General features: G+C 68.9%; 30 protein-coding genes. 14 read left to right on the forward strand and 16 right to left on the reverse strand.

Annotation, left to right across the window (positions count from 1 at the left end; all coding sequences use genetic code 11):
- The first annotated feature begins 44 nt into the window (after positions 1 to 44).
- Positions 45 to 173, forward strand: a complete 129-nt coding sequence (locus FGL94_RS18750) for a hypothetical protein (protein ID WP_277752597.1) — start codon at positions 45 to 47, stop codon at positions 171 to 173.
- 47 nt (positions 174 to 220) lie between these two features.
- Here FGL94_RS18750 and FGL94_RS18130 read toward each other — a convergent pair whose 3' ends face one another.
- The 3 genes from FGL94_RS18130 to FGL94_RS01270 form a co-directional block, all read right to left on the reverse strand.
- Positions 221 to 373: a hypothetical protein gene (locus FGL94_RS18130; RefSeq protein WP_186313307.1), complete on the reverse strand. Its 153-nt coding sequence runs from the start codon at positions 371 to 373 to the stop codon at positions 221 to 223.
- A 61-nt stretch (positions 374 to 434) separates the two neighbouring features.
- Complete coding sequence (locus tag FGL94_RS01265; protein ID WP_144920182.1) at positions 435 to 2804, reverse strand: ATP-dependent DNA helicase; 2370 nt, start codon at positions 2802 to 2804, stop codon at positions 435 to 437.
- An 87-nt stretch (positions 2805 to 2891) separates the two neighbouring features.
- The gene (locus tag FGL94_RS01270) at positions 2892 to 3548 is read right to left on the reverse strand and encodes an HAD family hydrolase (protein WP_144920184.1); all 657 of its coding nucleotides are present in this window, start codon (positions 3546 to 3548) and stop codon (positions 2892 to 2894) included.
- Positions 3549 to 3642: 94 nt separating this feature from the next.
- On the opposite strand from FGL94_RS01270, the gene FGL94_RS01275 reads away from it, so the two are divergent.
- Positions 3643 to 4095 (forward strand): TIGR00725 family protein, encoded by a 453-nt coding sequence (locus tag FGL94_RS01275; RefSeq protein ID WP_144920186.1) that lies wholly within the window; start codon positions 3643 to 3645, stop codon positions 4093 to 4095.
- Between the two features lie 78 nt (positions 4096 to 4173).
- Here FGL94_RS01275 and FGL94_RS01280 read toward each other — a convergent pair whose 3' ends face one another.
- The 3 genes from FGL94_RS01280 to FGL94_RS01290 form a co-directional block, all read right to left on the reverse strand.
- A complete protein-coding gene (locus FGL94_RS01280) occupies positions 4174 to 4941 on the reverse strand; it encodes a hypothetical protein (RefSeq protein ID WP_144920188.1) in 768 nt (255 codons plus the stop codon).
- 104 nt (positions 4942 to 5045) lie between these two features.
- Positions 5046 to 6089: a diphthamide biosynthesis enzyme Dph2 gene (dph2, locus tag FGL94_RS01285; protein WP_144920190.1), complete on the reverse strand. Its 1044-nt coding sequence runs from the start codon at positions 6087 to 6089 to the stop codon at positions 5046 to 5048.
- 99 nt (positions 6090 to 6188) lie between these two features.
- Entirely contained in the window at positions 6189 to 6893 is a 705-nt protein-coding gene (locus FGL94_RS01290) for a hypothetical protein (RefSeq protein WP_144920192.1), read from the reverse strand.
- A gap of 149 nt (positions 6894 to 7042) precedes the next feature.
- On the opposite strand from FGL94_RS01290, the gene FGL94_RS01295 reads away from it, so the two are divergent.
- From FGL94_RS01295 to FGL94_RS01310, 4 genes are all read left to right on the forward strand, one after another.
- Entirely contained in the window at positions 7043 to 7702 is a 660-nt protein-coding gene (locus FGL94_RS01295; RefSeq protein WP_144920194.1) for an alpha/beta hydrolase, read from the forward strand.
- A 116-nt stretch (positions 7703 to 7818) separates the two neighbouring features.
- On the forward strand, positions 7819 to 8211 hold the full coding sequence (locus tag FGL94_RS01300; RefSeq protein ID WP_144920196.1) for a YlbF family regulator: 393 nt from the start codon (positions 7819 to 7821) through the stop codon (positions 8209 to 8211).
- Between the two features lie 105 nt (positions 8212 to 8316).
- Positions 8317 to 8991 (forward strand): MinD/ParA family ATP-binding protein, encoded by a 675-nt coding sequence (locus FGL94_RS01305; protein WP_186313308.1) that lies wholly within the window; start codon positions 8317 to 8319, stop codon positions 8989 to 8991.
- 139 nt (positions 8992 to 9130) lie between these two features.
- Positions 9131 to 9769: an RAD55 family ATPase gene (locus FGL94_RS01310; RefSeq protein ID WP_144920198.1), complete on the forward strand. Its 639-nt coding sequence runs from the start codon at positions 9131 to 9133 to the stop codon at positions 9767 to 9769.
- Between the two features lie 22 nt (positions 9770 to 9791).
- On the opposite strand, the gene FGL94_RS01315 is transcribed toward FGL94_RS01310, so the two are convergent.
- Together FGL94_RS01315 and FGL94_RS01320 are read right to left on the reverse strand one after the other, a co-directional pair.
- Complete coding sequence (locus FGL94_RS01315) at positions 9792 to 10058, reverse strand: hypothetical protein (RefSeq protein WP_144920200.1); 267 nt, start codon at positions 10056 to 10058, stop codon at positions 9792 to 9794.
- 101 nt (positions 10059 to 10159) lie between these two features.
- Complete coding sequence (locus tag FGL94_RS01320; RefSeq protein ID WP_144920202.1) at positions 10160 to 11077, reverse strand: FKBP-type peptidyl-prolyl cis-trans isomerase; 918 nt, start codon at positions 11075 to 11077, stop codon at positions 10160 to 10162.
- 119 nt (positions 11078 to 11196) lie between these two features.
- Between FGL94_RS01320 and cyaB the strand changes: the two genes are divergently transcribed.
- On the forward strand, positions 11197 to 11805 hold the full coding sequence (gene cyaB, locus FGL94_RS01325; RefSeq protein ID WP_144920204.1) for a class IV adenylate cyclase: 609 nt from the start codon (positions 11197 to 11199) through the stop codon (positions 11803 to 11805).
- 32 nt (positions 11806 to 11837) lie between these two features.
- On the opposite strand, the gene FGL94_RS01330 is transcribed toward cyaB, so the two are convergent.
- The gene (locus FGL94_RS01330) at positions 11838 to 12308 is read right to left on the reverse strand and encodes a MaoC family dehydratase (RefSeq protein WP_144920206.1); all 471 of its coding nucleotides are present in this window, start codon (positions 12306 to 12308) and stop codon (positions 11838 to 11840) included.
- Between the two features lie 125 nt (positions 12309 to 12433).
- On the opposite strand from FGL94_RS01330, the gene FGL94_RS01335 reads away from it, so the two are divergent.
- Both FGL94_RS01335 and FGL94_RS01340 read left to right on the forward strand, forming a co-directional pair.
- A complete protein-coding gene (locus tag FGL94_RS01335) occupies positions 12434 to 13294 on the forward strand; it encodes an HpcH/HpaI aldolase/citrate lyase family protein (RefSeq protein ID WP_144920208.1) in 861 nt (286 codons plus the stop codon).
- 67 nt (positions 13295 to 13361) lie between these two features.
- Complete coding sequence (locus FGL94_RS01340) at positions 13362 to 14615, forward strand: Glu/Leu/Phe/Val family dehydrogenase (RefSeq protein ID WP_144920210.1); 1254 nt, start codon at positions 13362 to 13364, stop codon at positions 14613 to 14615.
- Between the two features lie 24 nt (positions 14616 to 14639).
- Here FGL94_RS01340 and FGL94_RS01345 read toward each other — a convergent pair whose 3' ends face one another.
- The 5 genes from FGL94_RS01345 to FGL94_RS01365 form a co-directional block, all read right to left on the reverse strand.
- The gene (locus FGL94_RS01345; protein WP_144920212.1) at positions 14640 to 15356 is read right to left on the reverse strand and encodes a diphthine--ammonia ligase; all 717 of its coding nucleotides are present in this window, start codon (positions 15354 to 15356) and stop codon (positions 14640 to 14642) included.
- Positions 15357 to 15489: 133 nt separating this feature from the next.
- Positions 15490 to 16059 (reverse strand): DUF7110 family protein, encoded by a 570-nt coding sequence (locus tag FGL94_RS01350; protein ID WP_008849440.1) that lies wholly within the window; start codon positions 16057 to 16059, stop codon positions 15490 to 15492.
- Positions 16060 to 16274: 215 nt separating this feature from the next.
- Positions 16275 to 16619 (reverse strand): glutaredoxin family protein, encoded by a 345-nt coding sequence (locus FGL94_RS01355; protein WP_008849441.1) that lies wholly within the window; start codon positions 16617 to 16619, stop codon positions 16275 to 16277.
- Between the two features lie 90 nt (positions 16620 to 16709).
- Complete coding sequence (gene gfcR / locus FGL94_RS01360) at positions 16710 to 17345, reverse strand: transcriptional regulator GfcR (RefSeq protein ID WP_144920214.1); 636 nt, start codon at positions 17343 to 17345, stop codon at positions 16710 to 16712.
- On the reverse strand, positions 17332 to 18402 hold the full coding sequence (locus FGL94_RS01365; RefSeq protein ID WP_144920216.1) for a glucose 1-dehydrogenase: 1071 nt from the start codon (positions 18400 to 18402) through the stop codon (positions 17332 to 17334). The genes gfcR and FGL94_RS01365 overlap by 14 nt, the downstream gene beginning before the upstream one ends.
- Before the next feature lie 107 nt (positions 18403 to 18509).
- On the opposite strand from FGL94_RS01365, the gene FGL94_RS01370 reads away from it, so the two are divergent.
- A complete protein-coding gene (locus tag FGL94_RS01370) occupies positions 18510 to 19382 on the forward strand; it encodes an NRDE family protein (protein WP_144920218.1) in 873 nt (290 codons plus the stop codon).
- Positions 19383 to 19407: 25 nt separating this feature from the next.
- Positions 19408 to 19761, forward strand: a complete 354-nt coding sequence (locus FGL94_RS01375) for a helix-turn-helix transcriptional regulator (protein ID WP_144920220.1) — start codon at positions 19408 to 19410, stop codon at positions 19759 to 19761.
- Positions 19762 to 19791: 30 nt separating this feature from the next.
- On the opposite strand, the gene FGL94_RS01380 is transcribed toward FGL94_RS01375, so the two are convergent.
- A complete protein-coding gene (locus FGL94_RS01380) occupies positions 19792 to 20391 on the reverse strand; it encodes a hypothetical protein (RefSeq protein WP_144920222.1) in 600 nt (199 codons plus the stop codon).
- A 133-nt stretch (positions 20392 to 20524) separates the two neighbouring features.
- On the opposite strand from FGL94_RS01380, the gene FGL94_RS01385 reads away from it, so the two are divergent.
- On the forward strand, positions 20525 to 21106 hold the full coding sequence (locus tag FGL94_RS01385; RefSeq protein WP_144920224.1) for a halocyanin domain-containing protein: 582 nt from the start codon (positions 20525 to 20527) through the stop codon (positions 21104 to 21106).
- 113 nt (positions 21107 to 21219) lie between these two features.
- Here FGL94_RS01385 and FGL94_RS01390 read toward each other — a convergent pair whose 3' ends face one another.
- On the reverse strand, positions 21220 to 21738 hold the full coding sequence (locus FGL94_RS01390; protein ID WP_144920226.1) for a hypothetical protein: 519 nt from the start codon (positions 21736 to 21738) through the stop codon (positions 21220 to 21222).
- 163 nt (positions 21739 to 21901) lie between these two features.
- On the opposite strand from FGL94_RS01390, the gene FGL94_RS01395 reads away from it, so the two are divergent.
- Positions 21902 to 22177: a cytochrome C oxidase subunit IV family protein gene (locus FGL94_RS01395; RefSeq protein WP_144920228.1), complete on the forward strand. Its 276-nt coding sequence runs from the start codon at positions 21902 to 21904 to the stop codon at positions 22175 to 22177.
- Positions 22178 to 22298: 121 nt separating this feature from the next.
- Positions 22299 to 23048, forward strand: a complete 750-nt coding sequence (locus FGL94_RS01400) for a GNAT family N-acetyltransferase (RefSeq protein WP_144920230.1) — start codon at positions 22299 to 22301, stop codon at positions 23046 to 23048.
- Positions 23049 to 23078 lie beyond the last annotated feature (30 nt).

Consider the following 23078-nt stretch of genomic DNA (forward strand, 5'->3'; position numbering starts at 1 on the left):
TCCGGACCGCGAGCCGCGGCGACGCGACTCGCCGACACGCCCGCATGGCACCGGGACGGGTGTACACTATCGAGTCCGGTCCCTACACCGACGAGCGCGGCTACCGCCGCTCCGACACGGTGGCGATCTCCGAATTAGGACCCGAGCGGCTCCATCTCCGAATCGGGAGCTAAGCGGCTCACGAACTTCCCGCGCGACGCCGACTCGAACGCGGTGTGAGCTACCGAACCCGACTGAAGACGATCCGGTGACCGGTCTCTTCTGCGTGTTCCCTCTCCAGATCAGCGGCGTCGGCGCTGGTATCGAACAGCTGCTCGACCGGACACTCCCGGCAGACGACGTGGTACTTCGGCTTCTGCGTTACGGAACTCATGAGTGCGGCTACAGCCGGTTACGTCCTAGTTAGACGCATCATATCGAAGTTAAAGGAGGCGTTATTCGCCGCCGGCGCGCCGCTCGAACCGATCGAGCGCGAGCCCGAGCATGTCCGGGCTCACCGGCTGGTACTCCTCGCGCTCGTGGTCCGGGAGGTACTCACGGACGCTGTTCCACGACTCGCGGGCGTACCGGGCGTCGAGCAGGACGCGGACCCCGCGCTCGTTCGGCCCGCGGATGACCCGACCGACGGCCTGCCGGGCCTTCCGGACCGCCGGCACGGTGAGCGCGGTCTCGAATCCCGACTCGAAGCGCCTGTCGTAGGCGGTGATCACCGCCCGCGTCCGGGGTCGCGCCGTGTTGATGATCGGGACGCCACACACCACGGCGGCCGACAGACGGTCGCCGCGGTAGTCGACGCCCTCGGTGAGCGTCCCCCGAAGGCTCGTCACGAGCACTTTCCCATCCCCGGAGAAGAAGTCGTCCTTCAGCGACTCCGTGGCACGGTCGCCCGACGACTCGTCGAGCAGCACCGGCTTGTCGAGCCGCTCCGAGAGCGACTCGGCCATCCATGTCGCCTCCGCGTAGCTCGGCGTCCCGACGAGGACGTTCCCCTCGCGGCCCGCCACCGCCGCGGTCGCGTCGAGGTGCGCGAGACGCGTGTCGTTCTCCTCGCCGGGCGCGCCGCGGTTCTGGTGGGTGAACTTGGGCGCGTCGACCGCGAAGCTCGCGCGGTTCGCCTCGGGGAACGACAGACCGTACGTCCGCTCGACGACCGGTCGACCCCGGTCTTCGAGGTGATCGAGCCCGGTGACTTCGCGGAACACGTCCATCGGTTCCAGCGTCGCGCTCATGAGGACTCCCCCGCCGAACTCCGCGAGTCGGTCGCCGATCGGCTCGCTCGGCAGGCAGTTGTACAGCGCGAGGCTCGCGTTGTACGCGCGCCGCCACGAGTCCGGCGGCGCCGTCTCGTCCCACGTCCGCTCCAAGTCGATGGCGCGGAAGAACTCCTCGTGGTCCTCCCGATACCACGCGTTGAGGGTGCGGCCGACCCCCGGCGCGGCGCGCTTCTTATCCTCTTCTTCCAGCGAGTCGAGAACGCGCTTGACGACCGCGCCGACCTGCTCCGCGCGGGCCCAGACGCGGTCGCCGTATCCCTCCCGCTTCGCCCACGTCGTGATCTCGTCTTCGGCCGGCTCCTCCGGGTCGCGGAGGGCGACCTCGTCGTCGTCGAGCTCTCGCATCGACGCCCGCCAGTCGGGCCGCTCGTGGTCCAACCGCTCGGTCACCCGCCTGTCGAGTTCGCCGCGGAGGTCGGCGTAGAACTCCCGGACGGACTCGATCTCCTCGACGCTCACGTCGGCGTCCTCCAGCTCGCCGCGCACGAGTTCGGCGTCGTCCGACTCCGCGCCCGCCGTCTCGAAGGAGAGCGGCTGGACGACGCGCGTGAGCTCGTTCTCCGCGTCGCGGAGGCTGGCGTCGGCGACCCGGTCGCTCACGAGGTCGCGCACGCGGGGTTCGAGCATGTGGGCCTCGTCGCAGACGACGAACGTCGAGTCGTCCAGCAGCGCGCCCGTGAACGTCCCGGTCGTCACGGGGTCGAACGCGTGGTAGTAGTTGCCGATGACGACCTCGACCTCGGGGACGAGCGCGCCCATGATGGAGTGCGGACAGGTGCCGTGACCGGCGGCCAGTCGGACCAGTTCCGTCGGGCCGACGTGGCCCAGTTCGGTCACGTCGAACGGGACCGCCTCCGCGGGGTCGCCGTCTTCCGGGAGGTCGTCGAGGAACCCGGCGTAAAAGGGGCAGAACTCGGTACCGTCGTACTCCTCCGTGTCCGGTCGATACGGAGTCGGTTCGCCGTCGACGCTGAGGTAGTCGGCGGCGGGCGGGTCACTGCCGCTCGCACCGGCGTTCCCCGCGGACCCCGAGTCCATCAGCCCGACCTGCTGGCTCTGCGCCTCGCTCACGAGGTTCGAGGCCGTGGTCGCGCCGCCGTCGCCGACGAGGTTGCGGGTGCGCTCGCGGAGCCCCTCGCAGCGCTCGTACACGTTCTCGCGGTCGATCCCGCCGCGGTTCTCGCGGGCGTACGGACACACGTCGGCCTTCCCGACCAAGGTGAGTCCGGACACCGGGTCGTACCCCTCGGGGAGGTCCCCGTTGATCGTCTCCAGATCCGTCTCGAACTGGCGGAGCTGCTGTTTGACGCTCGTGAGGACGAACACGCGCTCGAACTCGGAGTCCGGATCGCGGACGCGGTCGAGCCCGGCGGTGAGCGCGAGCATCGTCTTGCCCGTCCCGCACGCGCCCTCCAAGGCGAGGAAGCCGCCGTCCTCGGCGGCGTCGATCGCGGCGTCGATCCCGTCGGCCTGCTCGGGGTACGGCTCTGCGTGGCCGAAGATGTCGGTCCACGGCGGGGCGTCTGTCACTGTGGCGGCGTAGCTCCCGATCGGAGTTAAACCTTGAGAGAGCGGTATCCGCCGGAGGAATTTCCGGGTCGTAACCGGCGGTAACGACTATCCGACGATGTCGTGGAGGTCCGAGAGCCGTTCGATCTCCCAGGTCGGCCAGACGTTCAGCTCCCAGTCGCGGCGGTGGGGCCGCCGGATGAACGCGGAGTCGATGCCGGCGTTCTCGGCGGCCCGCACGTCGGACTCGTTGTCGCCGACGAACAGCGCGTTGCCGGCGTCGAGGTCGCCGAGCGCCTGCTCGATGTAGTGGGGGTTCGGCTTGCGGAGCTGGAGCGAGTGGATCGTCGGCTCCCGGCCGTAGGCGGCGCCGAACCGCTCGAAGCCGTCGAAGTGATCGACGAGGAAGTCGACGGTGGCCTGCTGGTTCGAGGAGACGATTCCCATCTCCACCTCGAGGCTCTGCAGCTCGTCGAGGTCGTCGTAGGGTGTCTTGCGTCCCTCGCGTGCCTCCTGCTGTTGGGCCTTCGAGACCACGTCGTCGCGGGTCCGCCAGAACGACCCCGGATCGAGGTCGTACGTCTGACAGACGGTCCCCACGCTTCCAGGGGTCGCACCGATGGTCATGCGCTCTACGTCGTCCGGATCGGGCTCCTCGACGCCGCACTCCTCGAACGCGTCCCGGGTCGCATCCCGGAGCACGTCGAATCGCGTGCGGCCCACGAGGACACCGTCGTTGTCGAACACGACGGTATCGTACGTCATACCGTCCGGAGTCGCTCAGCGCTTAAAAGGGTTTCACCCAGGCCGCGTTGAGATCGCCGGCTCTTTTATACGTGTCCGCCGCCCGTCCAGCGGTATGCGCGTCAGCGTCATCGGCGGGAGTTCGGTCTCGCTCGAGACGGCGGCGGTCGCCGAAGAGCTGGGAGAACGACTCGCGAATCGCGGCCACACGGTCGTCTGCGGCGGCCTCGGCGGGGTGATGGCGGCCGTCTGTCGCGGCGCCGCGAACGCCGGCGGGGAGGCGATCGGCATCCTGCCGACCGATCGTCGCGCGGACGCCAACCCACACGTCACGGTTCCGATCGCGACCGGAATGGGCCACGCCCGCAACGCGCTCGTCGTCATGAACGGCGACGCCGCGATCGCGGTGGACGGCTCGCACGGCACGCTCTCGGAGATCGGACTGGCGCTCGCACACGGGCGCGCGGTCGCTGGACTCGACACGCACGACGTCGAGGGCGTGAAAGCGGTGGCGTCCCCCGCTGCCGCCGTCGACTACGTGGAGCGCGAGGCCGAGGCGACGCGGTGAGCGGGTCCGGCAGCGGCCCGGAACCGGCTCGCGGTCTGCGCTCCATCGCCGGCCGTCCGCCGCCTTGCGCCCGTTGCACTACCGATCGCGATCGGCCGTCCCGCCGGCCCTCCCGTCGGAGTCGCGATCGTCCTCTTCCGCCTCGCGTTCGGCGTCCAACGCCGCGATGTTGCGGAAGCGGTCGGGCTCGTCGTCCGAACTCTCATCAGCGGTGTCGTCGCCGGTAACGTCCGGGCCGCGCGTCGAGCCGCCGGATTCCCCGTACCCGCCGGCGTCGACGGAGCCGTAATCGCGGTCGAACCGTCCGTTGGCGAGCCAGAGCGCGAGATAGCCGAACCCCATCGCGCCGACGACGAACCGCACGAGCCCGCCGAGGACGGGGACGAGTCCGATCCCCGCCCACGCGACCGCGCCGACGACGAGCGCCGTCTGGCGCCCGTTCGCGGTATCTCTCCCGAGCGCCGATCGGGTCCACGTTCCGAGGGCGATGGCGGAGACGGCCGTCCCGCCGAAGCTGAGGATCGCGAGGACGATCACAGCGGGGACGACGACGATGAGACCGATGACGGTGATCGCGAGTACGAACATCGCGACGGCGATCGCCACGTACGCCGCGACGCCGTACACGAACGCCTCTCCGGGCTCTGTGCGAAGGTACTCAACGCCGTCGTCGGTGAAATCGGGTGCGACCGCCGAGACGACCACGCCGACGAGGACGACGCCCACGGCGGTCACGGCGAACTCGACGACCGCCGATCCGAGGAGTTCGACGCCGGTCCACTGCGGCGGACGGTCGAGCGCGGCAGCGATACTGGGGAGGAGGGACGCAACCTGTGTCGGGACCATGCGGGGGGATCACTCTCGCGAGTGAAACACTTTCTCCATTCGAAGAGCACTAAACCGACCGGGTCCGCTGCGGCCGAGGTGTCAGCGGCTCCGTGCCGCGCCCCTTACCAGGTGTCGTGGAACGTGTCGAACTCGATCGAGTCGAGCGGCTTCTCGCCGATCGCGGCCTCGTACTCGCCGGGCGTCAGCATCGGCTTGTGGAACCGCGGGCCGTCGTCGGTCGTGATCCGGGGACAGCCGGTGTTGACGAACGCGTCCATGTCGAAGTTGCGGAGGCGGTCCGGCGTCACCTCGTCCATCGTGATCAGGTAGGCGTTCTCGTTGTTCTCGACGATCTCCTGGGCCTTCTCCCACCGGCCCTGACCGATCTTCGTACAGAAGATGACGCCCCACTTCTCGGCGTCCATCGCCTTGTGGACCGAGGCGTAGCGCTGCTTGAGGAACTGGTCGTGTTCCGCGACCGAGACCGCGTTGTTGACCGGGTCGGCGATGACGACGCGCTTGTCGGGGTGCTCCATCGCGAGCCCGACCGGGTGGAACTTCCCGCCGCCGACGTACAGCACCTGCTCGGCGTCGATGTCCGCGGAGGCGTAGTTGCAGCCGAGCACCTGCCCCTCCTTCGTGAGGCGGTCGTCGCCCCGCCGGGTGTGGACCTCGTAGCCGCGCTCCTCCAGCCAGTCGGTCATCTCCTCGAACCGGTTCATGTGCTGAGCCGTCGTCACGAGACCCACGTCGGCGTCCTCTTCCGGGGGCGCGAGCTCCTCTTCGAGCGCGTCCTCCATGATCGGGAAGGGGTCGACGTTCGAGAACAGCGGGACGTAGACGATGCTGTCGGACTCCTTCATCGGCGTGTGGCCGAAGTGGACGAACACGTCCGTCCGACGCATCAGGTACGTGTCGAGGTCGCAGGCGCCGTAACAGGGCTGCCCGGACAGCATGAAGGTGACGTCGTCGGGCGCCACCTCGCGGAGGTCGTCGGCGACCTTCGGGCCGCGGCGCTTGAGTCCCTCGGGGAACTGGAGGCCGACCTTGGAGGCGTCGCGCTCCTCGATCGCCTCTACGATCCGATCGAGTTCGTAGTCCCACTCGCGGTCGTGTTTCAGGGCCATCCCCGTCTTGGTGAGGTCGCCCTCCGTGGAGCCGCTCATGTCGAACGAATTGTGCGGCAGGACGGTTAAACGGCGCGTTCGACCGTGGCGTTCGTCCGCGACGTTCGTGACGTTCGCACGCGTCGGGCGCGTCCGACCTCAGAGGGTGTCGCTCGTGAGCAGTCGGCCGATCCACGCCCGCGGGCCGGAGAGGATCGCACCCTCCTCGACGGCGACGGGGTCCCGATCCACGTCGACGAAGACCCGCCCCCGGTCGTCGGGCTCGCCGCCGCCGTCGCGGGTCCAGACGAGGCGGCCGTCGGAACCGGCCGCGCTCGCGTCGCCGCGGACCTCCCACCCGGGCGCCCCGCGGACGGTCAGCCGATCGGCGCCGAGGTACCGAGCCCCCTCGCCGCCGATGGCGAACGGGACCGAAGGAGACGCGGGCGTCAGCGGCGTGAACACCACGACGCCGAGATGGCGCTCCGTGGCGTTCGGATCCCGGTAGTCGACGAGCAGAGCGTCTCCGTCGACACGGGCGTCGACGTCTCTCGGCTCCGCGATCCCGTCGCGGACGGCGTCGGCGACGACCACCCGTCGGAGCGACTCGTTCGCCGCGAGGGCGTCTCCGCCGGCCGCGAGATCGACCCGTGCCTCCCACGTCGTCGACCCGTTCGCGTGGAGCGTGACGGTCTGGGAGCTCTCGCCGGCGACCACGGGGGTGCCGTCCGGCGCGGTTCGGTCGAGGTCACAGACGCCGCAGATCGGCGTCGGCGGTGCGCGGGCGTCAACCGCCGGTACGGCGGTGATTCCGGCGACGAGGAGGAGCAGCACGGTCGCTGCGGCAAAGGTGCGGAGACGCATGGTCCGAACTCTCGCCGCGATTGCCAAATAACTCACGCGCAGATCGGCGGGAGTCGCGGTTCCATCGCCGGCGGGCCGCGCCCTCGCGCCCGAACCGATCGCTGCCGCGGCCGACGGATACAACCCCCGAGCCGGCGAACGCTGGACACATGACCGACGTCCCGCTCGAACACGTCCACGTCTCACCCGACGACGGATCAAACGACGAACCCGCGCCCGCCGTCTTCGTGCTCCACGGCCGCGGCGCCGACGAGAAGGACCTGCTGCCGGTGGCGCGACACCTGCCCGACGAGCTTCACGTCGTGAGCCTGCGCGCGCCCGACCCGCTCCAGGGCGGGTACACGTGGTACGAGCTCGACCTCTCCGCCGGCGGCCTCGAAGCGAGCCAGCCGGACGCAGCGGAGTTCCGGCGGAGCCTCGATCTAGTTGTTGAGAGCGTCGAGGCCGCGGTCGAGTCGTACGGCCTCGACCCCGATCGGCTCGGCCTCCTCGGGTTCAGTCAAGGGGCTATCACGAGCCTCTCGCTCGTGTTGGAGGACCCGGACCGCTACGCGTGGGTCGTCGCGCTCCACGGCTACCTCGCGGATACGCACGCCGACCTCGAACCGGACGGGATCGCGGACAAGCCGGTGTTCGTCGGCGCGGGGGCCGGAGACCGTGTGATCCCGGAGTCGAGGTCGACCGCGGCGGCCGATCGGCTGGCCGAGATCGGCGCCGCCGTCACCCGCGGGAGCTACCCGGGCGGCCACGGAATCGGCCAGCGGGAACTGAGCGACGCGGTCGCGTTCGTGGAGTCGCAGGTCGAGTGACCCGGACGGCCGAGACGCGTTTCACGAGCGAACCGATCCGGTTCCTGTGACCGCGACGCTCTCGGGACCACCCCCGGCTCCGGCAGGTTAAAACCGATCCGTCCCGACGATCTGGTATGAGCGTCGAACAGGCCTCCCCCGACGAACAGGCCGCCATCGAGGACCTCGGTCGCGAACTCGGCGAGCGGATCGCCCAGACACAGGAGTACGAGCGGTTCGAATCTGCCCGCGAGGCGGTTCAGCGCGACGAGGAGGTCCAGGCGAAGATCGACGAGTTCGAGCAGCTCCGCGCGGAGTTCATGCAGGCCCGCGAGACCGGACAGGCGACGAACTCCGGGCTCCAGAAGGTACAGGAAGCCCAAGACGAGCTTCACTCGATGCCCGTCATGCGCGAGTTCCTCGACGCGCAGGAGGATCTGAACGACACCCTCGAAGCCGTGAACGAGGCCATCTCGGAGCCGCTCGCGGTCGACTTCGGCGGCGAGGCCGGCGGCTGCTGTCAGGACTGAGCCGTTCCGTTCTCTTCCTTTTCCTTCCGCGGTCCGCGTCCTTCCCGCCGTCCGCGTTCGATCCCCGTCCCGGCTTTTATCGGCGATAGCGACGCAACCCGCCCCGTGATAGCCGTGGCCGGCGGAAAGGGCGGAAGCGGGAAGACGACCACCACGTTGGGGCTCGCGCGGGCGCTGTCGCGGCGGGGCGCTCCCGTCGTCGCCGCCGACGCCGACTGGGACCTCCCGAACCTCGCGCGGCTGGCGAGCGCGAGCGCCGGGGACCGCGGGCCCGCCGCCGGCCTGCCGACCGTGGTCGACGCGGTCCGGACTGAAGGGCAGATCCGTCCCGATCGGCGGGCGCCGACGGTGCTTTCGGCGCCGGACGAGCCCGCAGACGCCGACGCCGCGCGGGTCCTCGACGCGCTCGCTGAGACGGTCCCCGACGACTCGCCGACCCTCCTCGACTGCCCGGCGGGGGCGTCACCCGACGCTGCGGCGCCGCTTCGGGTCGCCGACCGGTGTCTCATCGCGACGCCGCTCCGGCGGGCCGCGCTCCGAGACGCCGCCAAGACCGCGGCGCTCGCACGCCGGCTGAACTGTCTCCCCGTCGGCGCCGTCGTCGTTCGAGCTGAGTCGGTTCCGGAGGGGGTGAGCGACCTGCTCGAGTGTCCGGTGCTCGGACCGATTCCCCCGGGCGAACCCGAACCCCTGTCGGTCTCCCCGGTACGCGCGGCGTACGACGACTTGGCACGCCGGCTCGTCGACGAGTACGGGGCGGACCGATGGCGGATCGCGTGATCCGGGGGTTTCGTTCACGCCGATCGGGACGGGGAAGACGGCCGAGACGGGACCGCCGAACGTGACCGTCAGTTCGGGCTCGGGTCGGGCGCTCGTGCCTCACCGACAGAGCCAAACCTCCGGAGCCGGCAGCGACTGTATGGAGACGCTCCCGACCGGGATTTCTGTGCTGGACAGGGAGTTCGGCGGCGGGCTTCCGAGCGGCAGCGTCGTCGTGTTGAAGGCGGATCCCGCGAGCCAGTCGGAACTGATCGTGGACCGGTTCTCCCGCCCGCGGGAGTGCCGCTATCTCACGACGGTGCGCTCGTCCGACGCGGTCGAGGCGAACCTCACGCTCGACGGAGATGGCGAGGGTGACGAGGGAACAGACGGGGAGACAGTGGTCGAGGAGACGGACCGTGGGGCCCCGATCGATGACGTGCTGGCGGCCGCCGCGGAGCTCCCGGAACGCGCCACCCTCGTCGTCGACTCCGTCGAACCGCTGGAGTCGGCCGACCGGTCACGGTACGGTTCGTTCCTCACCGATCTCCGCCGACACGTCGCCGACGCTGGCGGAATCGCGGTGATACACGCGTTCAAAGGCGAAAACGGACGAAATCGCGTCGTCACCGAGCAGACCGCGGACGTGGTCTTCGACCTCCGGACGACCGTGACCGGCACGGAGATCGTGAACCGCCTGATCGTTCCGAAATTCCGCGGCGGCGCGGCGCTCGAAGAGCCCCTCAAGCTGAAGCTGACCGACGCGGTGTCGGTTGACACGAGCCGCGACATCGCTTGACACGGGCGCAGCGCCGGTTCGTTTATGCCGACACGACCGACGCCGCGCCGACGACGATGACGCCGACGAGCACCGCGATCGCCGCCCAGTTCCGCGGTCGGTCGAGCGAGCCGTACGGCCCTCCCTTCCGTGAGAAGAGGTACCCCGCGTAGACGACGAGCGGCGCCAGTGTCGGCAGGGTCGGCACGTCGACGAGGCCGGCGACACCGGACAGGAGGGCGATCGCGATCGTCGTGCCCCCGGCGCTCGCGGCGACGACGAGATCGTCGCGCGCACGTTCGATTTCCATGTCTCTCAGTGGGTCGACCGCAGTTCAAAAGGGATCGGTTCGCGTTCGCGCCGCCAGTCCGATCGGTTCGGCCGGTCGGACCGCTCCGACCGGAAGTCCGCTTACTCCTCGTCGATCTCGTCGACGATCTCGTCAGCGTCGACGTCGACGTCTTCGAGCGCCTCCTCGATGTCGCCGGCGCCGGCGCCGCCCATACCGCCCATCATGCCGCCGAGACCGCCCATACCGCCGCCCTCGATGACCTCCTCGACGACGACGCGATCGAGGTCGAGTCGGCTCATGAGGTCCTGCGCGATCTGCTGTTTCTGGAACATCCACTGCTGGTTCATCTGCATCGCCTGCGTGGCCGTCACGTAGAGGACGTCCTTCTCGACCTCTTCGGTCTCGACGACTTCCTCGCCGTCGTCGTCCTCGGAGACGCTCTCTTCCTCCTCGGTGACCGTCTCGATCCGGACCTCGGGCGCCTCCTGGAGGTACATCCCGAGCATGCCGGCGGCCTGCTGTTCGCGGTCGTCGATCTGCTCGAGGATCTCGTACTCGTACTCGAGGTCCTCGCCGGCCAGCGGGTGGTTGAAGTCGACGCGGGCGCGGCCGCCGATGATCGTCTCGAGGTAGCCCTGCTGATTGTCGATCTGGACCTGTGCGCCGGGGTAGCGGCTGTCCTCGGGGATCTTGTCGGCCTTGACGGTCTCGACCTCTTCGGGGTCGTACGCGCCGAAGGCGTCATCGGCGGGCACGTCGACGGTGCCCTCGTCGCCGACCTCGGCGCCGACGAAGGCCTCCTCGACGGACGGGAACACGTGACCGGCGCCCAGCGCGATGATGCGGGGCTCGAACTCGTGTTCCTCGGTGTCGATCTCGGCGTCTTCGGCGATCTCCTCGTCGGTGGTGTCGATGACGCGGTCGTCATCGGCGGTTCGAATCGTGTACGCGACCCGCACGAAGTCGCCGTCGGCGAGTCCCTCGGTCTCGGCCTCGTCTGCGTCCTCGGCCGCGTCCGCTTGCTCCTGATCGCTCATACCCTGAAGGTCTCCTGTTACACCCTTAAGGCGCACGGTTCGACCCGGAGCGGCGACGACCGCGTCGCGCCGGAGTCACGTCCCGCGGCGCTTAAGAACGCGCCCGGCGGAATCCGGGTATGTTCGAGGTCGAGATCAAGGTCCCGGCCGACGTCGACGCGGTCCGAGAGCGACTGCGCGAGGCCGGCGCCGAACGCGTCGACGCCCGCCGCCAGCGCGACGCGTACTACGACGCCCCGCACCGCGACTTCGCCGAGACGGACGAGGCGCTTCGGGTTCGACGTGAGAGTCCGCTCTCGGTCGAGGCGGTCCCCGGCTCGCCGGACGTCGCTCGGAGCGACGAGGAGCCGCCCGCAGAGACGGCGAAGCTCACGTACAAGGGTCCCCGCCTCGACGAGGGGTCGAAGACGCGCGTGGAACACGAGACCGCCGTCGACGACGGCGAGGCGATAGACGGCGTGCTCTCGGGGCTCGGGTTCGATCCGGCCGCGGTCGTCGAGAAGCGCCGCGAGTTCTGGTCGTTCGCCGGGTTTACGGTCACCCTCGACGCGGTCGACGGCGTCGGTGAGTTCGTCGAGATCGAGCGCGAGGTCGACGACGAGAGCGCGATCGAGGCCACCCGCGACGAGGCGCTGGCGGCCCTCGACCGGCTCGGGCTCGACGGCGACTCGCAGGTTCGCACGTCGTACCTCGGGCTGTTGCTGGCCGACGGCGAGGAGACCGGCTGAGTCCCCGCGGTCGACGCTCCGCCGTCGGCCGGCTACTTCCCGCCGTCCGGTCGCTTTTCCGAGAGCACGGTTCGGTCGAACTCGCAGACGAGCACGTCGTCGTCGCCCTCGACGACCTTGAACGCCTCCACGTGCATCGTGACGACGCCGCGCTCGCCGTCGCTCGTCTCCCGCTTGTCGGTAACGGTCGACCGCGCGCGGATCGTGTCGCCGTGAAACACCGGGTTCGGGTGTTCCACACCGTCGTACGAGAGGTTCGCGACGATGGTGCCGTCGGTCGTCTCCGGGATCGACACGCCGACCGCGAGCGACATGGTGTAGAGCCCGTTGACCAGTCGCTCGCCGAACCGCGTCCCCTCGGCGAAGTCGGCGTCGAGGTGGAGCGGCTGCTGGTTCATCGTCATGTCGCAGAAGCGCTGGTTGTCGGCCTCGCTTATCGTTCGCCGCTTCGCGTGTTCGATCGTCTCGCCGACCGCGAACTCCTCGTAGTAACGTCCGGGCATGGCGCCTCAGTCTCCCGGGGGCGTCAAATCGCTACCGCTCCTCCGGTCTCGGTCCGGTTCGGATGGGCCCGATTCTCCGGCGTCCCGTCGGGACGATTTATGTCGGTGGACGCGGACCGCCCGACATGGCACGACGCAGCCTGCTGTTCTCGCCGGGCGACCGCCCGGAGCTCATGCGCAAGGCCCCCGACGCCGGTGCGGACGTGATCTGCTTCGACCTAGAGGACGCGGTCGCACCCGGCAGGAAAGCGGAGGCCCGCGAGAGCGTCCGCGGGGTGCTCGCCGACCCCGATTTCGACCCCGATGCGGAGGTGTGCGTCCGGCTCACGGCCGCCGAGCCGGCGGCGGACCTCGATGCGCTTGTGGGGGCGGGAGACCAGTCCGAGACCGACCTCCGCCTCGACGCGGTCATGCTCCCGAAGGTGGAGTCGCCCGATCGCGTCGAGGAGGCCGCGTCGCTCTGCGCGGACCGGGGGCTCGACCCGGCCGTGTTCGCACTGGTCGAGACCGCGTCGGGGGTCCTCTCGGCCGAATCGATCGCGGCGGCCCCCGCGACCGACGCGCTCGTCTTCGGCGCCGAGGACCTCGCGGCCGACGTGGGCGCGACCCGCACCGAGAAGGGGACCGAGGTGCTGTACGCCCGCGAGCACGTCGTCCTCGCGGCCGGCGCGGCAGGGGTCGACGCGATCGACACGGTGTATACCGACTTCTCCGACGCCGACGGACTCCGCGAGGAGGCCGCGTTCGCGCTCACCCTCGGCTACGACGGGAAGCTGGCGATTCACCCGGCCCAGGTCGACCCGATCAACGCGGCGTTCACGCCGGACCGCGAAGAGGTCGAGTGGGCCGAGCGGGTGCTCGACGCCCGCGACGCCGCGGACCGGGAGGGACGGGGCGTCTTCCAGGTCGACGGCGAGATGATCGACGCGCCCCTGATCGCTCAGGCGGAGCGGATCGCTGAGCGCGCCGCCGCGAGCGATCGCTAGGGCATCGATCGAGACAAGAACCGAAGCGTTCGCCACAGTTAACCTCGGCCCCTCGGGAAACAGATGTATGGCCGGCCAAGCTAATCCCTTCGAGAGCCTTCAAGAGCAGATCGACGACGCCGCAGCGTTTCTCGACGCGCCGCAGGGCGTGGTCACTCGTCTGAAGAACCCCGAGCGTGTACTGGAGACGAACCTCACGTTCGAGCTCGACGACGGGTCGCTGGAGACGGTCCGGGCGTACCGCTCGCAGTTCAACGGCGACCGAGGGCCGTACAAAGGAGGCATCCGCTATCATCCGGGCGTCACCCGCGACGAGGTGAAGGCGTTGTCGGGGTGGATGGCGTACAAGTGCGCCGTCGTCGACATCCCGTACGGCGGTGGGAAGGGCGGGATCGCGATCGACCCCGCCGACTACTCCGAGGCCGAGTTGGAGCGGCTCACGCGCGCGTTCGCGACCGAACTCCGTCCGCTGATCGGCGAGGATCGCGACATCCCCGCCCCCGACGTTAACACCGGTCAGCGGGAGATGAACTGGATCAAAGACACCTACGAGACCTTAGAGAACACGACCGCCCCGGGTGTCATCACCGGAAAGGCGCTCGACTCCGGCGGCAGCGAGGGACGCGTCGAGGCGACCGGTCGCTCCGTCGCGCTCGCCGCGCGAGAGGCGTTCGACTGGCTCGACCGCGACGTCGCGGGCGCGACGATCGCCGTTCAGGGGTACGGGAACGCAGGCTCGGTCGCCGCCGCGCTGCTCGACGACCTCGGTGCCGACGTGGTCGCGGTCTCCGACTCCTCGGGGGGCATCCACGCACCCGACGGGCTCGACCCGCGCGCAGTTAAAAATCACAAGGCTGAGACCCGCTCCGTCAGCGGGTACGGCGACGCGGAGCCGATCACGAACGAGGAACTGCTGACGCTCGACGTCGACCTCCTCGTGCCGGCCGCGTTGGAGAACGCGATCGACAGCGACCTCGCCGCCGACGTGCGCGCCGACGTGGTCGTCGAGGCCGCGAACGGGCCGCTCACCCCGGACGCCGACGACGTGCTCGCCGACAAGGACGTGTACGTCGTCCCCGACATCCTCGCGAACGCCGGCGGCGTCACCGTCTCGTACTTCGAGTGGGTCCAGAACCGACAGCGGTTCTACTGGACGGAAGAGCGGGTGAACGAGGAGCTCGAACGCGTGATCGTCGACGCCTTCGATCGGCTGGTCGACAGCTACGAGACGAACGAGGCTCCGAACCTCCGAACGGCGGCGTACGTCGTCGCGATCGACCGGATCGTCGACGCCTACGATCAGGCCGGCAACTGGCCGTAACACGGACCGTCCGGAGCAACGACCCTACTCTAACCGCGCGTCCCGGATCTCGACGTGGCCGCGGTCGCCCTCCCAGACCGCGTCGTACTCGATGTCGATACGCCGGTCCATGTGCGGCCCGTCGACGACGTACGTCTCGAACTCTCCGCCCTCGCCGAGCGGGTGGACCCCGTACTCCTCGCGGAGGTCGACGAGTTCGGCGAGCGCGTCGGCGTCGTACCGCCGACCGAGCCACGACTCGTCGAGCCCGTAGGCTGCCACCTGTACGATCCGGATCTCGAACCCCGCCTCGAACATCGCCTCGGCGAGCGCGACCGGGTCCTCCTGCCACAACGGCGCGAACAGGTCGATCCCGAGTCGGTCGCACATCCCCTGTATGCGGCTCGTCTGGTACTCGCTCTCGACCGCGCCCGCGGTGACGCCCGCGAGGCCGACGTCGTCTCCCGCGGCGATCTCTCGGAGGGCGGCTTCCATCGGCTCCAGTTCGGCGTCCCCCTGTGCGCCCGCGTCGTCGACGTCGTCGGCCCCGAAATCGTCTGGCGACACCTCGACGAGGTCGATACCGACGCTCTCGGCCGCCAGCCGGGCGAGCTCCGTCGCCGGCGTGTGGTACATGTACGAGTCGCCCGCGGGGTGGACCGTCAGGAGCCGCGAGACGTCGAGGCCCTCCTCCAGCGCGCGGTACAGCGCCCACGAGGAGTCCTTCCCGCCCGAAAAGAGGCTTACCCAGTCGTCGGTCATTGACGGGGGAACGTCCGGACGGCCTAAAGCGTCGGCGGTCCGCGACACCGTCGCTGGACGGGTGAACGGCGTAACTCGGGAAGGATCGGTTGGTGTTCGGACGAGTCGGACCGGGGCGGCGTTCCGCCGGAACTCAGTCCGAGATGAACTCGTTGTCGCGCCAGTTGACGCCGCCGTCGCCGTCACCCGCTCCCTGCGGGCTCTCGACGACTTCGATGCTCGCGGGACGCGGTTCGCCCTCGACGATGCGTGTCGCCTCCAGCTCCCCGTCCTCTTCGGTGATCGCGGTCAGCGTCCCCTTCTCCGAGAGGGTCGCAATTTTGCGAAGCACCAGGAACATCGGGTACTGGAGCGCGGAGTTCTGGAGGACGGTCTCGCGGTCGCCCTTGAAGCAGGCGAACTCGACGAGCTCGGAGGGGATCTCCTCCTCCTCGTCGTCCATCCACTGCGGGCCGCCGGCTCGCGGGGGCTCTTCCTCCCACACGCGCGTCTCCGTGACCGACGCCTTCAGCTGGGCGGTCGGCGTGTACTTGCTGATGCTCTCGTCGTCGGACAGGGCCTTGATGATGAGGGTGTTGTTTCGACGCGTGATGTCGATGTCGTCGATCTCCGGCGGGAGGTCGGGATCTTCTTCGAAGTACGTCTCCACGTCTTCGAGTGGCAGTTCGAGCGTCGAATGAAGTCTGAACACGCGGCCTGTCATTGTTAGTTGGGTGAGGTGGGGTCGAACCGATCGGCACGGCGGCAGCGGCGACTGCTGCACCTACCCCACCTACGGTCCGTGGGTTTATATCGCCTGCCCTTCGACCTTCGAAGATCGGTGTTACAATGCGCCTGGGCAGTGGCGGTGTCGCGCGTTCCGCGCGCCGTTTCGGCGGGTTCTGACGATACCCACGACGTGCGATAGCGCGTCTCCGACTACTCGGCGCCCAGCTCGGCGGCAAGCTCGCCGCGTTCGTCGAGTTCCGCGAGCACGTCGCTCCCGCCGACGAACTCTCCGTCGACGAACGTCTGGGGGATCGTTTCCCAGCCGCTGTGGGACTCGAGCGCCTCGCGGTAGTGCGGCAGCGCCGGCAGCACGTCGACCGTCTCGAACTCATCGACGTGCTGGCCGATCAGCTCGACGGCCCGTTTCGAGTAGCCGCACTGCGGCATCAGACGGTTACCCTTCATAAAAAGCACCACGTCGTTGTCAGCGATGGTCTCCTCGACTCGGGCCGCGATCTCGTCTGGCTCGGCGTCGGTTTCGGGTTGGAACGTCATGAGGGGCGATACGCGCCCGCGACGCAAATGGGTTCCGCACGGGATCGGCGTGACCGGGAGGACGGGGAGCCCCAGCGCTCCCTCCGACCCTCACTCCTCGCGGTCGACGCGGACCACGTCGACGAGCGAGTACACCGGGACGCCGTCGATCTCGTCGTATCCGCGCTTGTCGACGAGCACGACGCACGCGACGGGCTCGCCGCCCTGCTCGCGGATCGCGTCGATCGACTCGCGCATCGTCGTCCCCGAGGTGATGATGTCGTCGACGACGTAGCAGTCGCGGTCGCGGATGGCGGCGAAGTTCCGCGAGAAACCGCCGCCCTGCTCGTCGATGTCGCCCTCGTCCCACTGGTGTTTCGCGGGAGCGTACGTGCCCAGATCCGTGTCGAGCTGGTTCGCGACCGCGGTCGCGAGCGGCGCACCGGCCTTCTCGATGCCCACCGTCAGATCGACGTCCTCGCCCTGCTTGGCCAGCAGGTCCGCCATCGCGCTCGCCGCGTACCGGAGCCGCGTCGAGTCGCGCCCCAGCGCCGACCAGTCGACGTGGATGTCGGCCGTCGAGGTCGTCGCTGCGATCTCATCGCCCGCACCGTTGCCGCCGCCGCGTTCGACGAGCCAGCTGGCGGTCTCCCGGGAGACGTTCAGCTCGTCGGCGATTTCGCCCTTCGAGAGGCCGTGTTCCGCGAGCTCGGCCGCGCTGTCTATCAGGTCGTCAACGTTCTTCATATGTGCCGAATTCGACCGCCGTTTTAATAGTCGTGTCGTCATCCGCGAACGCGGCCTCGAAGTCGTCGAGGCCGTGTACGCCCGTGACGAGATCATCGAGGAACGCGTCGGAGAGGCGGGACAGCGAGTCGACGGCGGCCTCGAAGTGCTCGTAGCCGGAGTTGACGCTGCCGACGAGCGCCTTGTTGTGGAGCACGAACTCGCGGTGGAGCCGTCCGCCGTCGATCTTGAACTCCCAGTCGCCCGGGACGCCGAGCAGCGCACCGACCCCGTTGGGCGCGAGCGCCTCGATCGTCTCGAAGGCGTGGGGCGCGTAGCCGGTCGCCTCGAAGACGAAGTCCATCGGCTCGTGGGCCTCCGGCACCGACGGCACGGGCGTCTCGTTGGAGTTGACGTACGTCGCGCCGAGCGACTCGATGATGTCGATCGTCGGGTCCGGGCGCTCGCGGCGGCCGAGACAGTAGATCCGGTCGAACTCCTCGTCGAGGGCGGCGACGGTCAACAGGCCGAGCGAGCCGTTACCCAGAATCAGCGCCGACTCCGGCTCCCAGTGGAACGCCGACCGGCTGGCGTAGGCGTGTTCGATCGCTTTCTCCGCGATCGAGACGGGCTCGACGAGGAACCCCCACTCCGCCAGCGCCGGCGGGATCTCGACGAGGAACTCCGCCGGGCTGGTGAAGTACTCCGCCATGAACCCGTGGGCGCCGACGATGCCGCGCTCGTGGTACCGGTCCTCCGGCGCCATGTCGGGTTCGCCGCGCGCGAAGTACTCGTTGGCCCCGTTCGGGGGTCGCCGGACCGTCGGCACGACGACGTCCCCGACCTCGAACGGCGTGTCGTTCGGGTCCTCGATCACGCCGACCGCCTCGTGGCCCAACACGAGGTGGTCCTCGCCCTCGGGGGAGCCGCCGTGGCTCCCGGAGATGACCTCGTGGTCGGTCCCGTCGACGCCGACCCGAAGGGTCCGAACCAACGCCTCCCCGGGCGCCGGCTCCGGCCGCGGCTTCTCTGTCACGACCGGTTCGTCTGCCCCGTCGTACACGGCGATCGCTTTCATGTAGCGGCTTTGGCGGCCAGCCACCAAAAGATTTCTTTTATTGTGAGTAAAGACTCACCACCACTACCGACCGCGGGTTTTTCGTCGTGGGGCTCCGGATCGCCGCCGTGTGCACGCTCACGCTCGCGTGGCGGACGTTCGGTGACGCGCCGATCGCGCTCGCTGCGAACCGCGACGAGGCGTTAGATCGGTCGTCCGAGCCACCGGCTCTCCGCGGAGGCGATGGCGGCGACAGCGGCAGCGACGGCGACGGCGACGATGCGTACGTCGCACCCCGCGACGCCGAGGCCGGCGGGACGTGGATCGGGCTCTCACGGTCGGGAGTCGTGGCCGCGGTCACGAACCGCTGGCTCGACGCCGACCGCGAGAGCGACCGCTCCCGCGGCCTGCTCGTTCGCGACTGCCTGACGGCCGACTCCGCGGAGGACGCCGTTCGAACCGTCGAGCACGACCTCGAAACCCGGTCGTACGACGGTTTCAACCTCGTGCTCGCCGACGACGCTGCCGCCTTCCTCCTCTCGTACGACGGCGGGCTGGCGATCACCCGCCTCGATCCCGGCGTCCACGTCGTCGGCAACGTCGGCGGCGTGGTCAACGGCGTCGAGCGCTTCGCGGTCCCGGAGCGCCGCCGGGAGTTCGGCGCGGAGCGCGCCGACAGTGCGCGGGCGGTCGCGGCCGCGCTGGCACCGGAGCCCGGCGAGTCGGGAACCGAGTGGCTCGACCGCGCGAGCGCCGCGCTCGCGGACCACGAGTACGGAGCTTGTCTCCACGGCGACGGCTTCGGGACGCGGTCGTTCACGCGGATCCGGACCGCTCCCGATTCCGAGACGCCCCCCGAGTTCGCGTACGCCGACGGTCCGCCCTGCGAGACGCCCGCGGAGCCGGTGTCGTTGCCGGCGGGGTTCGGTTCCGACGATCGGCGTCGAGGGAGGCCCGTCGACGGGTCCTCCGGCGGCGACGGCACGGAAAGCCAGTTTTAAGCGACTCGCGGGCGCCCAATACGGTATGAGTGTGTCCGAACTCGAGGCCGACCTCTCGGAGGACGAACACGCCGGCCTCGAACTCATCCGCGAGACCGGTGGCATCCACCAGAGCGACTTCTGGAAGGAACTTGACGTCTCCTCGCGGAAGGGGAGCCGGATCGCGGAGGCGTTAGAGGAATCCGGGCTCATCCAGCGCTCGGATACCGTTTACGACGGCCACAACACCTACTACCTCGAGCCCGCTCCCCGCGACTTAGACTTCTCGCTGCTCATGGCCGGCGACATGCTCTCGCCGTTCATCGGCGAGGAGGAGGTGGATCCGCAGGCAGACGCCTTCTCGCAGTGGATGATGAACCTCGCGTACGAAGAGTACTGAACTGAACGCCGAGTCAGCCTCTGGACGGCCTTATTCTTCGTTTCCCGGATCGATCACGTCGTCGTCGACCCGTCGAACGCTTTCTGCCAGCCGAGACTCGTCGGGAACGGCTTTTAAAAACGCCGAGGAGCCGAACGGCGCGTCCCCGTTGACCGATACCATCCCGAGATCGGCGGGGTCGCCGTCGAGCCCGGTGAGGAACGCGACAGTCCGAACCGCGGGCACGTCGTCGACCCGCGCCGCCGCGTCGACGGAACCGTACAGCGACCGGTGGGTCGCGACGTGGTAGACGCAGGTCGGGGTCGGCGCGAAACAGAGGCGGAACCGCGCGCCCGGCTCGGTGCGCCCGAGTTTCGGCCGGAGCGCGTGGCTCGCGTCGGCGTGGAAGTACCGTTCCATCCGGCGGTACTGCCGGAGTATCTCGTTGGCACCGGTCGCGCGTCGCACGGCGGCGTCGCCCTTGAGTTCGATGACGTGATCGACGCGCTCCGGCGTGCGAACCCGGACGTACGCGTCGACGATCCCGCGGCGGCCCTCCGCGTCGTAGGGCTCCTCCAACCGGATCTCGGGGTCGTCGTGGACCGCCGTGTAGTGGTCGACCACGCGCGTCGCCAACTCGTCCTCCCGCATGGATCGACCACGGAGGCGACCGCGAATAAAGCCGCCGACGGCGGAGCGTACTGGACCCGATCGGCGGCCAGCGGTTCTCGTCTCGTTGGGCTCATCAAGGGGTTTGTAAGGCTCGAACCCCTACTGAAAGTTGATGTCTGACAAACTGTCTAGGCGGCGGTACGTCGCCGGAACCGGAGCCGCGCTGACCGTGGGAACGCTCGCCGGCTGTTCGGGCGGCGGTGACGAATCCGGCGAAGCCGACGGTTCGGACGGGTCCGACGGCTCTGATGGGTCCGACGGAATGGACGGCGACGACGGGTCCGACGGTTCCGACGGCGGCGACTCCGGCGGGTCGGCTGCCGACGACGTCCCGAGCGAGATCGACGACTACCTCTCCGACGCTCGGATGTACGAGGGGCAGATCATGGACTACACCGGACAGGACGAGGTCACGGTCGCGGTCGGCGCCGGCGACGTGGGGTTCGCCTTCGATCCGGCCGCGATCCGGATCGACTCCAGCACGACCGTCGTCTGGGAGTGGACCGGCGAGGGCGGCGCGCACAACGTGGTCTCCGCCGAGAACTCCGAGTCCGACTTCGATAGCGGCAACGCCGTCGACGAGGAGGGCCACACGTTCGAGCAGTCGTTCGACAACACCGGGATCCAGCTCTACTACTGTACGCCCCACCAAGGGAACGGGATGCTCGGCGCCATCGAAGTCGTCGAAGCGTAACGCCGCCGCCGCTCGCGGTTCGCTTTTCGCGAGACCCCGATCCGACAGCGTCGCGACCGGTCGCGTTGGTTCGGCGTCAATAGCTCCCCCGGCGGCCGCGGGAAGATCGGCCGCTACGGGAGAAACGACCACCGCACGTCGACGATCCGGTCGTGTTCGCTCGTGACGGTCGGGCGCGCGAGGTGGTCGTTCGCGTTGACGCCGGCGTCGGCCAGCCGGGAGAGCGACTCCTCTAACGTGCGATCCGAGCGTTCGACCGTCGAGTCGCGGACGTACGGCGCGTCGAGTGGGTCCGACCGGGAGTTCGAGGTCTCGATCGCGTCCGTGAGTTCCCCGCCGATCGCGTACGCCGGCTGGTGGAACTTCCACCCGTCGACGGACAGGAAGAGCCACACGTCGCCGTTGATCGCGTGGTACTCCCCGGAGACGCGAGACGGGTCGTGGGCGACGACGCGGGAGAGGACGGCCGTCTTCGTCCGGTAGAGCGCGTCTTTGCGAGCCGATCTGACGTTGCTCTCCGTGAGGTCGCCGCGCTCGTAGGCGGCGGTCGCCTCGTCGGCGAACTGCTTTGCGACCTTGTTGACGACGTACAGCGATTCGAGCAGATCGTCCGTCGGTTCGAGCGGGTCCACGGTGACATCGGTCGGCGGCTGCGACCGGTGTGAGGTGAGCGCGTCGCGCGGATAGGCGTTTCGGGATATTCGGTTCGGGATCCGCGGTCGGCACCGCTCGGGCGGGATCGCGTCCCCCGGATGGTTAATTCTTTAAGCGTACGGACGAAGGCAGAGGCAAGCAATGTCGGACGACTCGCTCAAACTGTACACGGCGATCTACGTCGCGCTCCTGGTCGCGGCAACCCTCAACTTCGTCCTCTTCGAGGCCGAGTTCCTCAACTTCACCTACGCCCAGGCGCTCGGCGGCACGCTGGTGATCGCGACGGTCAAGACCCTGCTCATCGTCGGGTACTTCCAGCACCTCCGATGGGAGAACCGCTCGCTCACCTACGTGATGTCGCTCGCGCTCGCGCTCACGATGCTGCTGATGGCCGCCGCGACGTACTCCATCTCGTAGACCGCCGCCGACATTTCGCGCTTCCGCGTCCGTTTCCGTTCCCGGTTTCGGCTTCGTTTCTTCCTCTTTCCCGGCCCGTTCCGCCTGTGTGTTTTTTGTAGCCGCGCGTGAATGAGCCGGTATGGATCTCCGATCTGCAACGCTCGACGACATCGACGCGATCCGGACGGTCGCGCGCGAATCGCTGATCGCTTCCTACGGCCACGCCGTCGACGAGACGCTACTGGAGGAGGCGATCGACGAGTGGTACGACCCCGACGAGCTCGGTGCGGACATCGGCGACGAGGACACGGTGTTCCCGGTGGCCGTCGTCGACGACACCGTCGTCGGGTTCGCCGAGAGCTACGTCGTCGGCCGGCGCGAGCGCGTCGGCGAGATCGACTGGCTCCACGTCCACCCGGACCACCGCGAGTCGGGGATCGGCTCCGCACTCTTAGAACGGGTGGAGTCGGAGCTTCGCGCGGCCGACGTCGACCGCATCGAGGCGCGCGTCCTCGTCGACAACGAGGCGGGAACGGCGTTCTACGAGCGCGAGGGGTACGATCTCGACGGCGAGCGCGCGGTGGAGATCGGCGACGAGACGTTCGACGAACGGGAGTACCGGAAGCAGATCGGACGGCTGACCGGCATTTCCGAGGGTACCTACGAGACGGAGGACGGCGAGACCGTCCACGTCGCCTTTGACGAGAGCGACCGGGGCTCTCACGCCCCGTTTTACGTCGCGTACACCGACGCCGACCTGTCGCAGCGCTACGGCTACCTCTGCGGGAACTGCGAGGGGACGAACGTCGCCATCGACACGATGGACCGGATGGAGTGTCGCGACTGTGGCAACCGACGCAAGCCGGCCCGGTGGGACGCGGCGTACTGAGTCGCGCCGCCCGAGTCTCCGGAGCCCTCG

The sequence above is a fragment of the Halorubrum salsamenti genome (genome assembly GCF_007671685.1).
GTDB classification, from domain to species: Archaea; Halobacteriota; Halobacteria; order Halobacteriales; family Haloferacaceae; genus Halorubrum; species Halorubrum salsamenti.